The 15,350-nt window shown below is 71.3% G+C and carries 13 protein-coding genes; 11 read left to right on the forward strand and 2 right to left on the reverse strand.

Annotation, left to right across the window (positions count from 1 at the left end; translation table 11 throughout):
* Positions 1–27 precede the first annotated feature (27 nt).
* The 11 genes from AB0L00_RS15485 to AB0L00_RS15535 all read left to right on the forward strand — a co-directional run bounded on the left by AB0L00_RS15485 (position 28) and on the right by AB0L00_RS15535 (position 10,209).
* On the forward strand, positions 28–342 hold the full coding sequence (locus tag AB0L00_RS15485) for an SMR family transporter (protein ID WP_364433712.1): 315 nt from the start codon (positions 28–30) through the stop codon (positions 340–342).
* 59 nt (positions 343–401) lie between these two features.
* A complete protein-coding gene (locus tag AB0L00_RS15490) occupies positions 402–1,562 on the forward strand; it encodes a cytochrome P450 (protein WP_364433715.1) in 1,161 nt (386 codons plus the stop codon).
* A gap of 92 nt (positions 1,563–1,654) precedes the next feature.
* On the forward strand, positions 1,655–2,185 hold the full coding sequence (locus AB0L00_RS15495) for a DUF1707 and FHA domain-containing protein (RefSeq protein WP_364433717.1): 531 nt from the start codon (positions 1,655–1,657) through the stop codon (positions 2,183–2,185).
* Positions 2,186–2,374: 189 nt separating this feature from the next.
* Positions 2,375–3,568, forward strand: coding sequence for an ROK family transcriptional regulator (locus tag AB0L00_RS15500; RefSeq protein WP_364433721.1), 1,194 nt, complete (start codon positions 2,375–2,377; stop codon positions 3,566–3,568).
* Positions 3,569–3,614: 46 nt separating this feature from the next.
* Entirely contained in the window at positions 3,615–4,940 is a 1,326-nt protein-coding gene (locus tag AB0L00_RS15505; RefSeq protein ID WP_364433724.1) for an ABC transporter substrate-binding protein, read from the forward strand.
* Position 4,941: 1 nt separating this feature from the next.
* A complete protein-coding gene (locus AB0L00_RS15510; RefSeq protein WP_364433727.1) occupies positions 4,942–5,874 on the forward strand; it encodes a sugar ABC transporter permease in 933 nt (310 codons plus the stop codon).
* 12 nt (positions 5,875–5,886) lie between these two features.
* Positions 5,887–6,786, forward strand: coding sequence for a carbohydrate ABC transporter permease (locus tag AB0L00_RS15515; RefSeq protein ID WP_364433730.1), 900 nt, complete (start codon positions 5,887–5,889; stop codon positions 6,784–6,786).
* Positions 6,783–8,045, forward strand: coding sequence for a 6-phospho-beta-glucosidase (locus AB0L00_RS15520; protein WP_364433733.1), 1,263 nt, complete (start codon positions 6,783–6,785; stop codon positions 8,043–8,045). Before AB0L00_RS15515 ends, AB0L00_RS15520 begins: the two co-directional genes overlap by 4 nt.
* A complete protein-coding gene (locus AB0L00_RS15525; protein WP_364433736.1) occupies positions 8,042–9,019 on the forward strand; it encodes a BadF/BadG/BcrA/BcrD ATPase family protein in 978 nt (325 codons plus the stop codon). Before AB0L00_RS15520 ends, AB0L00_RS15525 begins: the two co-directional genes overlap by 4 nt.
* 210 nt (positions 9,020–9,229) lie before the next feature.
* Entirely contained in the window at positions 9,230–9,532 is a 303-nt protein-coding gene (locus AB0L00_RS15530) for a hypothetical protein (RefSeq protein ID WP_364433739.1), read from the forward strand.
* A gap of 317 nt (positions 9,533–9,849) precedes the next feature.
* On the forward strand, positions 9,850–10,209 hold the full coding sequence (locus AB0L00_RS15535) for a hypothetical protein (RefSeq protein ID WP_364433742.1): 360 nt from the start codon (positions 9,850–9,852) through the stop codon (positions 10,207–10,209).
* A gap of 149 nt (positions 10,210–10,358) precedes the next feature.
* Here the strand turns inward: AB0L00_RS15535 and AB0L00_RS15540 are convergent, their stop codons facing one another.
* Together AB0L00_RS15540 and metH are read right to left on the reverse strand one after the other, a co-directional pair.
* Positions 10,359–11,441: a lysylphosphatidylglycerol synthase transmembrane domain-containing protein gene (locus AB0L00_RS15540; protein ID WP_364433745.1), complete on the reverse strand. Its 1,083-nt coding sequence runs from the start codon at positions 11,439–11,441 to the stop codon at positions 10,359–10,361.
* A gap of 255 nt (positions 11,442–11,696) precedes the next feature.
* Positions 11,697–15,341, reverse strand: a complete 3,645-nt coding sequence (gene metH, locus AB0L00_RS15545) for a methionine synthase (RefSeq protein WP_364433747.1) — start codon at positions 15,339–15,341, stop codon at positions 11,697–11,699.
* Positions 15,342–15,350: the final 9 nt, after the last annotated feature.

The following is a 15,350-nucleotide window of genomic DNA, read 5'->3' on the forward strand; positions in this document are numbered from 1 at the left end:
GACCGTCTTACCTGCGGAGACATCGTCGTGACGTGGATCGTCCTCATCATCTCGGGCCTCATGGAAACCGTCTGGGCCGCCGCCCTGTCGGCCTCGCACGGCCTCTCCCGCCTCTGGCCCAGCGTGCTGTTCGTGGTCGCGCTGCTCCTGAGCATGGTCGGCCTGGCCTATGCCCTGCGCGCCGTTCCGGTCGGCACCGGGTACGCGATATGGGTCGGCATCGGGGCCGCCTGCACGGCCTTGTACGGCATGACCGTCCTCGGCGAGCCGGCCACCACGGCCCGTCTCGTCTGCCTGACACTGATCATCGCCGGCGTCGTGGGACTGAAGTTCCTGCACTGACCCGGGTCCGTCGGGGGTACGGGGATCCAATGGGAAGAAAAGGCCCTAATGTCGCATAGGTGAAGTTTCCTGTCGGCGAGAGCGCCACCATCGAGGAACTGGACGCCGATCCGCATCCGCTCCTGGCCCGGTTGCGCGCGGCCGAGCCGGTGTCCTGGATCCCCGCCCTCGGCGGATGGCTCGTCACCCGCCACGATCTGGCGGTGCGCGTCCTGCGCGACACCCGGTACACCGTCGACGACCCGCGTTTCTCGACGGCCCAGGTCGTCGGGACCAGCATGCTCTCCCTGGACGGGGCCGAGCACACCCGGCACCGCGACGCGTTCGCGCGCCGGTTCCGCCCGGCCGAGACCCGCGCCCGGTTCACCGAGTTCGTCCGTGCCGAGGTCGACCGGCTGGTCGGCGCCGTCGCACCGCGCGGGCGCGCCGAGGTCCGCGCCGACCTGGCGGGGCCCCTCGCCGTCGCCGTGGTCACCGAGGCGCTCGGCCTGCGGGACGTCACGCCGGCCACGATCCGCTCGTGGTACGACGCGTTCGTCGAGGCGGTCTCGGCCATCACGGCGGGCCGCCCGGCGAACGCCGGGGACGCCTACGACCGGCTGCGGGCCAAGGTCGAAGCGGCCCTCGACGAGCGCGCGGCGGACGACACCCTGCTGGCTGCCGCCGCGCGTCACCTGACCACTGACGAGGTGGTGGCGAACGCGGCGGTCCTGATGTTCGGCGGCATCGACACCACCGAGGGCATGATCACCAACGCCGTCCTGCACCTGCTGGAGCGGCCGGACCGGCTCACAGCGGTACGCGCCGAGCCGGACCTGCTAGCGCCGGCCGTGGAGGAGTCGGTCCGCCTGGAGCCCGCCGCGTCGGTGGTGGACCGGTACGCCACCGAGGACGTCGCGCTCGGCGGTGCCCAGATCGCCAAGGGCGATCTGGTCCGGGTCTCCATCGCGGCCGCCAACCGCGACCCGGCCGTCTTCGCCGACCCGGACCGCTACGACCCCCGGCGGGCGAACGCCGACCGTCACCTGTCGTTCGCGCACGGCCCGCACTTCTGTTTCGGCGCCCACCTGGCCCGGCTCGAGACCATCACCATGCTGCGAGCCCTGCTTCGCCTGCCGGATCTGCGGCTCGCCGGCCCGGCGACGCCCCGAGGTCTGGTCTTCCGGAAGCCGCCCGCGTTGGAGGTCGCCTGGACGCCTGTCGCCGGAAGAGGTCTGTGACGACCGACCACCTTTACAATGTAGATCAAATACTGCGGGCCGCGACGTGCTTCGCTGGACAACGGACTTTTCGGACCTGATACTTGCCAGTCATGGAGGGGCTACCGGTACGCGCGTCGGACCAGGACCGCGACCGTGTCCTTCGCGTGCTCCGTGACCGCGCCGCCGAGGGACGGCTGTCGCACGAGACGTTCGAGCGCCGCGTCGACTCCGCGCTGCGCGCTCGCACCCAGGCGGAGCTGTCCCTCCTCGTCGACGACCTGCCGGCGGGCAACCGCGTCCTGCGCGGCCTGACCGGCGCGGTCGCCTCACTGTCGGCGATGACCGCCCGCATCGAGGCGGCCTGGCGGGCGCCGCGGCTCCCCCGGTTCACCCTGCCCGGCCTCGACCGGGCGCGCCTGGTCATCGGGCGCGCGCCGACCTGCGAGTTCGTCGTCACCGACCTGTCCGTCTCCCGGATGCACGCCGAGCTGCGCCGGACCGGCAACACCTGGCTGCTGTCGGACCTGGGCTCGATGAACGGCACCCGGGTCAACGGCTACCGCATCGCCGGCCCGACGCGCGTACGCCCGGGCGACGAGATCGCCTTCGGTCGGCAGCGGTTCATCCTCACCGTCGGCTGACCGGGGACGCGGACGCCTCTTCCGGCCGGAGCTCCCCCGCGAAGGAACACCGCCGGCGCTCGTGCCGCCACGCCGGATGAGCACGGCGCATAACGACTCGATCGCATCGTCTTGACGCGCCGCCCGCACGGTCGTAGGTTCCGCAGAACGCGTTAGGAAAGTTTCCTAACCACGTGTATCGGAGACGCCGTGACCACCTCGACGCCCGGAACACCGAGCCTGCTGCGGGCCATCAACGACCGCGCCGCGCTGGAGGCGCTGCTGGCCCGCGGCCCGCTGACCCGGCCCGAGATCGGGGCGATCACCGGCCTGTCCAAGCCCACCGCCTCACAGCTCCTCACCCGGCTGCGTGAGGCCGGCCTGGTCGTCCTCGACGGGATCCGCGAGGGCGGCCCCGGGCGCACGGCGGAGGTGTACCGCATCAACCCGGAGGCCGGGTACGTCGCGGCGCTCGACGTCCGGCGCGCCCGCGTCCGCGCCGCCGTCGCCGACCTGACCGGCACGGTCACCGGAACCTTCGAGCTGGCCACGCCGGGACAGGCCGCGGGCGACGCGGTGGACCGGGCCCGCTCCGCCGTCGAGGGCGCCGCCGCCGACGCCGGCCTGAGCCCCGACCGGATCCACCGGGTCGTCATCGGCCTGCCCGGCGCCCTCGACCCGCGCACCGAGCGGCTCGGGTACGCCTCGCACCTGCCCGGCTGGCACGTCCCCGACCTGCTCAGCCGGCTGCGGGACGGCCTCGGCCGGCCCGTCGCCGTCGAGAACGACGTCAACCTCGTCGCGATGGCCGAGCTCGCCCACGGGCAGGCCGCCGGCTCACGCGACTTCGTGCTCCTGTGGGTCAGCGCGGGCATCGGCATGGCGATCGTCCTCGGTGGCTCCCTGGTGCGCGGCGCGACCGGCGGCGCCGGCGAGGTCGGCTACATGCCGGTCGCCGCCGCGCCCATCATCCGGGGCCCGGGCCGCGCCAACACCGGCGGCCTGCAGGCCGTCGCGGGCGCGCCGGCCGTGCTCAAGCTGCTGCGCGCCCACGGCCTCCGGGGCGGGGACGCCGGGCAGATCGTCGGCCGGGCCCGTACGGCGCTGGAGGCCGGCGACGAGCGGGCCGCCGCCGGGCTCGGCGAGCTCGCGGCCCGGCTGGCGACCGGTCTGGCCGCGATCGTCAGCGTCCTGGACCCCGAACTGATCGTCCTCGCCGGCGACATCCCCATCGCCGGCGGGGAACCGCTGCGCCGTCTCATCGAACGCGAGCTGTACACGATGACCATCCCCCGTCCCCCGCTGCGGCTCAGCTCGGTCGGCGGCGACCCCGTCCTGGCCGGCGCGCTGCACCTCGCCCTCGGCGAGACCCGCGAACACATCTTCTCCAACACCGTCCGCTGAGTCCTCCCCGACCGTTCCCCCGGCCGATGCCCGAAGGAGAACAGGAGTGTCCCCACGCCCCCGGCGGCTCGTAACCGCCCTCATCGCCGCCCTCACCGTCACCACCGCCTGTACCGCGGGCGGCGGCAAATCCCCCACCGACGCCGGGCCCAAGGCCGAGGCGCGCCAGACCATCGAGGTCTGGCACGGCTGGAGCGCCCCGCACGAGGTCAAGGCGTTCGACGACGCCATCGCCGGCTTCCGCCGCCTGCACCCCAACATCACCGTCAAGCTGGTGAAGGGACAGGACGACACCAAGATCCTCAACGCGGTGCGCAGCGGCAACCCGCCCGACGTGGTCTCCTCGTTCTCCACCAACAACGTCGGCCAGTTCTGCTCCAGCGGCGCGCTGCAGGACCTGACGCCCTTCCTGCGGAAGGACGACGTCGACCTGGACATGTTCCCGAAGGCGGTGCAGTCCTACACCCAGTACAAGGGCGTCCGCTGCACGCTGCCGCTGCTGGCCGACGACTACGCCCTCTACACGAACAAGGCGCTGATGAAGGGCCAGCAGCCGCCGAAGACGATCAGCCAGCTCACCGCGCTGGCCAAGAAGCTGACGGTCCGCAACCCGGACGGCACCATCAAGATCGCCGGCTTCCTGCCATCGATCACCTACTACGAGCACGTGCCCGAGCACATCGCTCCGAGCTTCGGAGTCACCTGGCTGAACGCGCAGGGACGGGCGAACTTCGCCGCCGACCCGGGCTTCGCCAAGTACCTGAAGTGGGAGAAGAGCCTGATCGACTGGTACGGCTACGACAACGTCAAGAAGTTCGTGCACAGCATGGGCCAGGAGTTCGAGGCGTCCAACCCCTTCGAGAAGGGCAAGGTCGCCATGGCCGTCGACGGCGAGTGGCGCGTGAAGTTCCTCCAGGAGGAGGCGCCCAAGGTGCAGTACGACACGACGCCCGTACCGGTGAACGACGACCGGCAGAACACCTTCGGCGGGGGCTTCATCACCGGCACCGTCATCGGGATCCCGCGCGGCGCCCGGCACCCGCAGGCGTCCTGGGATTTCGTGAAGTACCTGACCACGAACACGGACGCGCTGGTGACCTTCGCCAACGGCCTCGGCAACGTCCCCAGCACGATCCCGGCCCTGGCCTCGCCCAAGCTGAGCCTGCCGCCGCAGTTCCGCACCTTCCTCGACGTCTTCAAAAACCCCAACAGCACGACGATCCCCTCGACGGTCAACGGCGGGGACTTCATCGTGAAGTTCCAGAGCTTCGTGCGGGACCAGTGGGAGCCCGGCAAGCTCCCCGACCTCCAGCAGGGCCTGGCGCAACTGGACACACAGGTCGACAACGCGCTGAAGCTGGCCGGAGGCTGAGGTGGCGCTGGCCGCGCTGAATCACTCCCGTGGCCGTCACCGGCTCCGGGTGCTGGCCTTCATGTCGCCCTGGCTGATCGGGTTCGCGTTCTTCTTCGCGTACCCGCTCGCCGCGACGGTCTACTTCTCCTTCTACCGCTACAACCTGTTCCAGCTGCGGCCGGTCGGGCTGACGAACTACCGGTTCCTGTTCAAGGACCCGTACGCGTGGAAGGCGATCAAGAACACGCTGTGGCTGGTCGTGGTGATGGTGCCGCTGCGGGTGCTGTTCGGCCTCGGCCTCGCCCAGTTGCTGACGAGGGTCAGGCGTGGCGGGAACCTCCTGCGCTCGATCTTCTACCTGCCGTTCCTGATCCCCCCGGTCGCCGCGACCGTGGCGTTCGTCTTCGTCGTCAACCCCGGCACCGGGCCGGTCAACGGCATCGCGGCCAAGGTCGGCATCCACCTGCCGGACTGGTTCAACGACCCGGCCTGGACCAAACCGGGCCTGACCCTGCTGGCGCTGTGGGGCATCGGCGACGTCATGATCATCCTGCTGGCGGCGCTGCTCGACGTGCCGAAGACGCTGTACGAGGCGGCGGCGATCGACGGGGCGAACGCCTGGCAGCAGTTCCGCCGGATCACCCTGCCGACCATCTCCCCCGTCCTGATGTTCTCGGTCGTCACCGGGGTGATCCAGACGCTGCAGTACTTCACCCAGGCGATGGTCGCGGCCAACGCCTCGCAGGGCAACGCCGACCAGGCGGGCACCACCACGGCGCCCGGCTACCCCGACGGCGCGTCGCTGACGTTCCCGCAGGACCTCTACAACGAGGGCTTCCAGCAGTTCAACATGGGCTACGCCTGCGTGCTCGCCCTCGTGCTGTTCGCCGTCGCGATGGTCTTCACCCTGATCCTGCTCCGCCGCTTCCATGCCTTCGCCGACGACGACTGAGAGGAGGCGACCTTGACCGGCACGACGACCCTCGCGGCCCGGCCCTCCGCCGTCGGCGCGCCGCGGCGCCCGGCCGCCGCCGGCGGACGCGGGCGGCGGTTCCTGTACTGGACCGCCACCCACGCGATCGCGATCGCACTGGCGATCATGTTCCTGGCGCCGCTGGTGTTCATGTTCCTCACCGCGGTGATGAGCGCGAACCAGACGCTCACCGGCGCCCTGTGGCCGAGCTCGTGGCACTGGGAGAACTTCGGCAGGGCGCTGACCACCGACCACGGCGTGATGGTGCGCTGGCTCGTCAACACGCTGATCTACGCGGTCCTGGCCACCGTGTTCATGCTGCTCTCCAGCATCCCCGTCGCGTACGCGCTGGCGCGGTTCCGCTTCCGCGGCCGGAAGACGGCGTTCGTCCTGGTCATCACGACGATGATGCTGCCGCCGCAGGTCACGATCGTGCCGATGTACATCGTCTGGGCGCGGTTCCACCTGACCGGCACGCTGTGGCCGCTGATCATCCCCATGCTGTTCGGCGACGCGTTCTCGATCTTCCTGCTGCGGCAGTTCCTCATGACGATCCCGCGTGAGTACGCCGACGCCGCCCGCGTCGACGGCTGCGGCGAGATCGCCGCGATGCTGCGAGTGGTGCTGCCGATGGCCCGGCCGGCGATCGCCGCGGTGGCGCTGTTCCAGTTCTTCTACGCTTGGAACGACTACTTCGGCCCGCTCATCTACACCAAGCCGGAGACGTGGACGCTCGCGGTCGGCCTGTCGACCTTCCGCGCCGCCCACCACGTCGAGTGGAACCTCACGATGGCCGCGACCCTCCTGACCGTGCTGCCGGTCATCATCGTGTTCTTCCTGGCCCAGCGGGTGTTCATCCAGGGCGTGACCTTGACGGGGGTGAAGGGGTGAAGATCTGTGTGGTCGGCGGCGGCTCGACGTACACGCCGGAGCTCGTGGACGGCATCGCGCGGCTGCGCGCGACCCTGCCGGTCTCGGAGCTCGCGCTGGTCGACCCCGACCAGCGCCGCCTGGACCTGGTGGGCGGCCTGTCGCGACGCATCTTCGCCCGGCAGGGCCACCCCGGCGTGATCCGTACGACGTCCGACCTGGACGAGGGCGTCGACGGCGCGTCGGCCGTGCTGCTGCAACTGCGCGTCGGCGGGCAGGCGGCCCGCCACGTCGACGAGACGCTGCCGCTGGACTGCGGCTGCGTCGGTCAGGAGACGACCGGCGCGGGCGGGCTGGCCAAGGCCCTGCGGACCGTGCCGGTCGTACTGAGGATCGCCGAGCGGGCGGCGGCGCTGGCGCCGGACGCCTGGATCGTCGACTTCACCAACCCGGTCGGCATCGTCACCCGCGCGCTCCTGGACGCCGGGCACCGCGCGGTCGGCCTGTGCAACGTCGCGATCGGCTTCCAGCGCCGCTTCGCCGCCCTGCTCGGTGTGCCGCCGGACCGCGTACGGCTCGGTCACGTCGGCCTGAACCACCTGACGTGGGAACGCGCGGTGCACGTCGACGGACAGGACGTGCTGCCGCGGCTGCTCGCCGACCACGCCGAGGACATCGCCGCCGACCTCGGGCTGCCCACCACTCTCATCCGCCGCCTCGGCGTGGTCCCGTCGTACTACCTGCGTTACTTCTACGAGCACGACGCGATCGTGGCCGAGCAGTTGCACGCCCCGTCGCGGGCGGAGCAGGTCACGGCGATCGAGGAGGGACTGCTGGAGATGTACGCCGACCCGGCGCTGGACGAGAAGCCGGCGCTGCTGGAGGAGCGCGGCGGCGCGTACTACTCCGAGGCCGCCGTCGACCTGGTCGCGTCCCTGGCCGGGGACCGCGGCGACGTCCAGGTCGTCAACGTCCGCAACGGCGGCCGGCTGCCGTTCCTGCCGGAGGAGGCGGTGATCGAGGTCCCGGCGCGGATCGGCTCCGCCGGGCCGGATCCGCTGCCGGTGGACCCGGTCGAGCCGCTGTACGCCGGGCTGATCGCGCACGTCTCCGCGTACGAGGAGCTGGCCCTGGAGGCGGCGCTGAAGGGCGGTGTCGACCGGGTCGCGGACGCGCTGCTCGCCCATCCCCTCATCGGCCAGGCGAGCACCGCCGACGAGCTCGCCCGTCGCCTGGTCGCCGCGAACGCCGCCCACCTGCCCTGGGCGGTGACCGCGTGATCCTCGCGATCGACGGCGGCAACAGCAAGACCGACGTCGCCGTGCTGACCGGCCGGGGCGAGGTCCTGGCCACCGCGCGGGGCGGCGGCTTCCGCCCGGTCGCCGACGGTGTGGGGCGGGCGGTGGACACGGTCGTCGACGCGGTGACGCGCGCGCTGTCGTCGGCCGGGGCGGTCTCTCCCGTGGACCATGTCTCGGCCTACCTGGCCAACGTGGACCTGCCGGTGGAGGAAGAGCGGTTCCACCGGCTGTTCGCCGAGCGCGGGTGGGGCCGTAGCGTGCGGGTCGGCAACGACACGTTCGCGCTGCTGCGGGCCGGCACGACCGAACGCTGGGGCGTCGCGGTGGTGTGCGGGGCGGGCATCAACTGCGTCGGGGTCGCCCCGGACGGGCGGGTGGCGCGATTTCCCTCGATCGGCAGGGTGACCGGCGACTGGGGCGGCGGGCACCACCTCGGCGAGGAGGCGTTGTGGCACGGCGTCCGCGCCGAGGACGGCCGCGGCCCGCGTACCGCCCTGGCGGCCGCCGTCGCCGCCCACTTCGGCCGCGACAGCGCGAGCGAGGTGGGGCTGGCGATCCACTTCGGGGAGGTTCACGAGGGGCGGCTGGGCGAGCTGTCCCCGGTGCTGTTCGCCGTCGCGGCCGACGGCGACCCGGTCGCCCGCGGCCTGGTCGACCGTCAGGCCGAGGAGGTCGTCGCGCTCGCCGCCGTCGCGCTGCGCCGCCTGGACCTGCTCGACACTTCCGTGGAGGTCGTGCTCGGCGGCGGCGTCCTGGCCGCCCGGCACCCGCAGCTGATGACCGCGATCGAGGCCGGGCTCGCGGAGGTCGCCCCGCGGGCCGAGCTCATGGTCGTCGAGGCTCCTCCGCTCCTGGGCGCGGCCCTTCTCGGCCTCGACGCCACCGGCGCCCCTCCCGAGGCCCACGACCGCCTCCGCGCCGGCTTCGGGGAACAGGCCGCCGCGCCCGGGTGACAGTAACTGCCTGTCGAGGCGATCACTCGTTATATCAGCATACAAGCCGATAAGTCCGATTCTAGGCTCTACGTCTTTATTGCCACCTTACTCGAGGCTTGTCTTGTCCGGAATGACGCAGGGAATGGTATAAGTCGCGGTACAGACCAGAGAATCGGGAAAGTGCCGCCTGCACCTGTTTCGTGCGGTTCCAACAAGAAGGAGAGCGACGTGCTGAAAAAGACATGCGCCACCGGCCTCCTGGCACTCGCCGCGGCCGCGGGCGCTCTGCTCACGAGCTCACCCGCGTCCGCGCAGACCCCGACGTGGGGCGGCGGCTGGGGTGGCGGTTGGGGCGGCGGCTGCTGCGGGAACAGCAACTGGAACAGCAACCGGATCTTCAACCACACCAGCGTCAACGTCAGCAACCGCAACAACAACGTCGCCATCGCCACGAACGGCCGGGGACGCGACGGCGGGTTCTTCGGGGGCGACGGCCTGCTCGACGGGGGATTCGGGTTCGATGACGACTAGCCCTCGCTTCCACCGGTCCTGAGCCGTCGCGAGGCCGATCGGTCGTCACCCAGGCCGGACAAAGACCTCATCTCAGCGGCTTATCACCGGCCGGCACCTGCCCGCACCGGAAAAAGCGGGCAGGGCCACCGCTGGGAATATTCGGACACTTACCGATACGTCCGATTTCACGAACTGCGTCTTTGTTACCAAGTTACCCAGCACTTGTCTTGTCCGGAATCTGCCGGGGAATGTTACAAATCACGGCGCGGACCTGAAAATCAGGAAAGCGCCAGCGTGACGGCTATCGTTCGGTTCCGACATAGAAGGAGACTGACGTGCTGAAGAAGACATGCGCTACCGGCGTTCTGGCGCTTGCCGCCGCTGCGGGCGCTCTGGTGACGAGCTCACCCGCGTCCGCGCAGGTCCCCACGTGGGGTGGCGGCGGCTGGGGCGGCGGCTGCTGCAGCCACTTCTCGCACCATTTCCGATTCCACTCGCGCCACCGGAACACCAACTTCAACAACAACGAGGTCTTCAACCACATCCCGATCCGCATCCGTAACCGGAACAACAACATCGCCATCGCCAGGAACAACCAGGCGCAGTCCGAGCGGCAGCGTGAGTTCCGGCGCGACGGCAGGTTCGACGGGTTCGGCGGCCTCGGGCTTGGGGGCTTCGGGGGGGATGACGACTAGTCCCCGCTCCCGCTGACCGCGGGCACGCGGGAGGCCCGAATCGGCCGTCACCCATAGGCCGGCGCGGCGAACTCGTCACAGCACGTATTTCGGTCGGTGCCCTGTCCGCCCTCACGAAGGGCGGGCAGGGCCGCGGGGCGCCGGCGCGGTCAGATGATCTGGCGGCGCAGCACCACCGCGAACGTGCAGGCGGCGGGCAACAGGGGCAGCCACACCGTGATCAGCCGATACCCCAGGACGGCTCCGACCGCCACCGCGGACGACGCACCGGTGGCGGTCAGCCCCGCGATCAGCGCCACGTCGAGCCCGCCGATCGCCCCTGGCGACGGAAGGACGGCGGTCAGCGCCGACACCCCGACATAGAGCACCAAGACGGTCCCGATCGTGAGCGAGACCCCGAGACTGCGCAGTATCGCGAACAGCACGAGCGCGTGGAACAGCGGCAGGCTCGCCGAGCCCAGCCAGAGCGCCGCCGCCCGGCCCGGATGCCGCAGCACCGCGGTCAGCTGTCCCATCTCCCGTACCATCCGCGCGACCGCCGACGCGGCCTCGCGGGCACGGCGGGCCACCCAACTCCGCGGACGGCGGAAGGCCAGCGCCGACAGGACCAGCACGCCGATAATCCCGGCCGGCACGAGAATGCCGAGACCGCCGTACGCCAGCGGCCCGGTCACCGCGTGGCCACTCGGCGGCCGCCCCGGCGGGCGCGCCCGGTCGAGCACGGACGGGGCGAGCACCAGGGCGCCCGCCAGCAGCGCGAGGTGGGTGACACCGGTGGCCAGGGAGTTCAGGCCGACCGCACCGACGGCGGCGCCCCGTGACACCCCGTAGCGCTGCATGAAACGCACGTTGACCGCCATCGCCCCGGACCCGGCGGGCAGCAGGTGGTTTACGAACGACGCCGCGAACTGCACCGCGAACACCCGCCCCACCGGAGGACGCACCGGCATCACCCCGAACAGCGACACCGTGCCGGCGATCCACATCGCCACGGTGGCGAGCACGGCCAGCGCGAGCCACTCCCCGTCCGCGCCGGCCAGACTGTCCCCACCGGCGTCGACGGCCGCGCGGTGCGTGACACCGAGGACGACGACGGCCACGGCGACGCCGGCCCCCAGCAGCAGCCGCACCACCGACGAAGGGACGATCGCGGCACGGGCGGCCCGTTCCTGGTACCCGGCCGCCGTGTCGGCGACGCTCGCGGCCTCTGCCGTACGCCCGGAGTGCTCCACGCCGGCCTCACCTCCGCCCGAGCCTCATCGCCTGATCCGACGGAACGGCTGCACCCGATCGGCTACTACTCCGATAGTAGCCGATCACGGCGACTCGGCGGCGCGACCGCCCTTCCGCTCACTCCGACGTGCGAGGGACCGTCGTGTCGCACTCAACCCCGGCCAGGTGACGAACGAGTAGCCAAGGCCACTTATCCCGACAAACCACGCGTTACCGGTGTACGTCGCCTGAAGGGCTGATCTCCGGGCAGGACCTCACTCCGGGTCGTAGGCGAGATTCGGGCGGAGCCAGCGTTCGACGTCGCCGAGAGGGATACCGCGGCGGCGGGCGTAGTCCTCGGCCTGGTCGCGGCCGATCCGGCCCACGGTGAAGTACCGGGACGCCGGGTGCGCGAACAGCAGGCCGCTGACGCTCGCCGCCGGCGTCATGGCGAACGACTCGGTCAGGTCCATGCCGATCCGCTCCGAGCCGAGCAGGTCGAACAGCGTGCGCTTCTCGCTGTGGTCCGGGCTGGCCGGGTAGCCGAGCGCCGGGCGGATGCCGCGGAAGCGTTCGGCGTGCAGGTCCTCGATGGCGGGGTCGGCGTCCGGCTCGTACCACTCGCGCCGCGCCTTCAGGTGCAGGTACTCGGCGAACGCCTCGGCGAGACGGTCCGCGAGGGCCTTCACCATGATGGCCCGGTAGTCGTCACCGGCCGCCTCGTACGTCGCGGCGAGGTCGTCGGCGCCGTGGATCGCGACCGCGAAGCCGCCGAGGTGGTCGCCGGACGGGGCGAGGTAGTCCGCCAGACTGCGGTTGGGACGGCCCTCCGGCTTCACCGTCTGCTGGCGCAACATCGGGAACCGTACGCCGTCGTCGAGCACGATGTCGTCGCCCTCGGAGTGGGCGGGCCAGAAGCCGTACAGTCCCTGGGCGCGCAGCGACCCGTCCGCGATGATCTGGTCGAGCAGCGTGTTGGCGTCGTCGAACAGTTCGCGCGCCACCGGCTGCTCCAGGATCGCCGGGTACTTGCCCTTGAGCTCCCAGGCGAGGAAGAGGAACTGCCAGTCGATCATCGCGCGGAGGTCCGTCAGGTCCGGTTCGACGGACCGTACGCCGGTGAAGGCCGGGACGGGCAGGTCGTCGTACGAGACACGCTCGGGGTTGGCGCGGGCCCGCTCGAGGGTGAGCAGGGGGCTGCGCTGCCGGGTCTCGTGCTGGGCGCGCAGCCGGTCCTGCTCGGCGCGGTTGCTCGCGTCCAGGGCCTCCGCCCGGTCGGGGTCGAGCAGATCCGAGACGACACCGACGACGCGGGAGGCGTCGAGCACGTGGACCGTGGTGGCGTCGTACGCGGGGGCGATCCGGACCGCGGTGTGCTGGCGTGAGGTGGTGGCGCCGCCGATCAGCAGCGGGATCTTCAGCCCGCGGCGGTCCATCTCGGCGGCGACGGCGACCATCTCGTCGAGCGAGGGGGTGATCAGGCCGGACAGCCCGACGGCGTCGGCGTTCTCGGCGACGGCGGTGTCGAGGATGGTGGCGGCGGGGACCATGACGCCGAGGTCGATGACCTCGTAGTTGTTGCAGCCGAGGACGACGCCGACGATGTTCTTGCCGATGTCGTGCACGTCGCCCTTGACGGTCGCGAGCACGACCTTGCCGTTGCCCCGCTCCGCCTCGAGGCGGCCCTCCAGCCGGGCCTGTTCCTTCTCGGCCTCCATGAACGGCTCGAGGTAGGCGACCGCGCGCTTCATCACCCGGGCGCTCTTGACGACCTGCGGCAGGAACATCTTGCCGGCGCCGAACAGGTCACCGACGATCTTCATGCCGTCCATCAGCGAGCCCTCGATCACGTCGAGCGGCCGCGCGGCCCGCTGGCGGGCCTCCTCGGTGTCCTCCTCGACGAAGTCGACGATGCCGTGCACGAGGGCGTGCGCCAGGCGATCCTCGACGGGGGCCTCCCGCCAGGACAGGTCCACCGTGCGGCGGGTGCCCTTCCCGCTGACCGTCTCGGCGAAGGAGACGAGCCGGTCGGTGGCGTCGGGACGCCGGTCGAACAGCACGTCCTCGACGAGTTCGAGCAGGTCGGCGGGGATGTCCTGGTAGACCGCGAGCTGGCCGGCGTTGACGATGCCCATGTCCAGCCCGGCGCGTACGGCGTGGAACAGGAACGCCGAGTGCATCGCCTCCCGTACGACGTCGTTGCCGCGGAAGGAGAACGACAGGTTGGAGATGCCTCCGCTGGTACGGGCGCCGGGGCAGCGCTCCTTGATGAGCGGCAGCGCGTCGATGAACGCCTTGGCGTAGCCGTTGTGCTCGGCGATGCCGGTGGCGACGGCCAGGACGTTCGGGTCGAAGACGATGTCCTCGGGCGCGAACCCCGCCTCCCGCGTCAGCAGGTCGTAGGCGCGGCCGCAGATCTCGACCTTGCGCTCGGTCGTGTCGGCCTGGCCCTGCTCGTCGAAGGCCATGACGACGACGCCGGCGCCGTAGTCGCGGATGCGGCGGGCCTGTTCCAGGAAGGGCTCCTCGCCCTCCTTGAGGCTGATGGAGTTGACGACGGCCTTGCCCTGCACGCACTTGAGACCGGCCTCCAGCACGCTCCACCGCGAGCTGTCGACCATGATCGGGATGCGGGCGGCCTCCGGCTCGGTCGCGACGAGGTTCAGGAACGTCGTCATGGCCCGCTCGCTGTCGAGCAGGTCGGCGTCCATGTTGACGTCGAGCAGGTTCGCGCCGCCGCGTACCTGCTCCAGCGCCACGTCGACGGCGGCCTGGTGGTCGTCGGCCTCGATCAGCCGCCGGAACCGCGCCGAGCCGGTCACGTTGGTGCGCTCGCCGATCATGACGAAGCCGGTGTCCGGGCCGATCTCGAACGGCTCCAGGCCGCTGAAGCGGGTGCGCTTCTCCGGGGCGGGCACCCCGCGCGGCGGCAGGCCGGAGACGGCGGCGGCGATCCGCTCGATGTGCTCGGGCGTGGTGCCGCAGCAGCCGCCGACGACGTTGACGGAGCCGGCGCCGGCGAACTCGCCGAGCAGGCGCGCGGTCTCCTCCGGCGTCTGGTCGTAGCCGCCGAACGCGTTCGGCAGCCCCGCGTTGGGGTGGCACGCGGTGTACGTGCCGGCCAGGCGCGCCAGATCGGTGACGTGCGGGCGCATCTCCGCGGCGCCGAGCGAGCAGTTCACGCCGACGACGAGCGGGTCGGCGTGCTCGATGGAGTTCCAGAACGCCTCGACGGTCTGGCCCGACAGCGTACGGCCACTCAGGTCGACGATCGTGACGGAGATCCACAGCGGCAGGTGCGGGGCGACCTCGCGGGCGGCCGTGATCGCGGCCTTGGCGTTGAGCGTGTCGAAGATCGTCTCGATCAGCAGCAGGTCGACGCCGCCGTCGGCGAGGGCCTGGATCTGCTCGGCGTACGCATCGCGGACCTCGTCGAAGGACACGGCCCGGTAGGCGGGGTCCTCCACCCGCGGGGACAGCGAGAGCGTCACGTTGAGCGGGCCGATCGAACCGGCGACGAACCGCCCGCCCGCCTCGTCGGCGGCCTGGCGGGCCAGTTGCGCGCCGCGCAGGTTCATCTCCCGCACGTGGGCCTGCAGCCCGTAGTCGGCCTGGCCGATGCTCGTGGCGGTGAACGTGTTGGTGGTCGTGATGTCGGCGCCCGCCGCGAGGTAACGCCGGTGCACGTCGAGAACGAGGTCCGGGCGGGTCAGGTTCAGCAGGTCGGGGTCGCCGGTGACGTCACGGGGGTGGCCGCCGAACCGGTCGCCCCGGTAGTCCGCCGGGGTGAGGCGCGCGCCCTGCAGCATGGTGCCCCAGGCGCCGTCCAGCACCGCGATACGCCGGTCGAGGAGGTCACGCAGGGCCTGCGTCGCGTCTCGCCGACCGGTCCGGCCGTCGTCGGTAGCGGATCTGTCCACTGGACCACC

This window comes from Actinoallomurus sp. NPDC052308 (genome assembly GCF_040679195.1).
GTDB classification, from domain to species: domain Bacteria; phylum Actinomycetota; class Actinomycetes; order Streptosporangiales; family Streptosporangiaceae; genus Actinoallomurus; species Actinoallomurus liliacearum.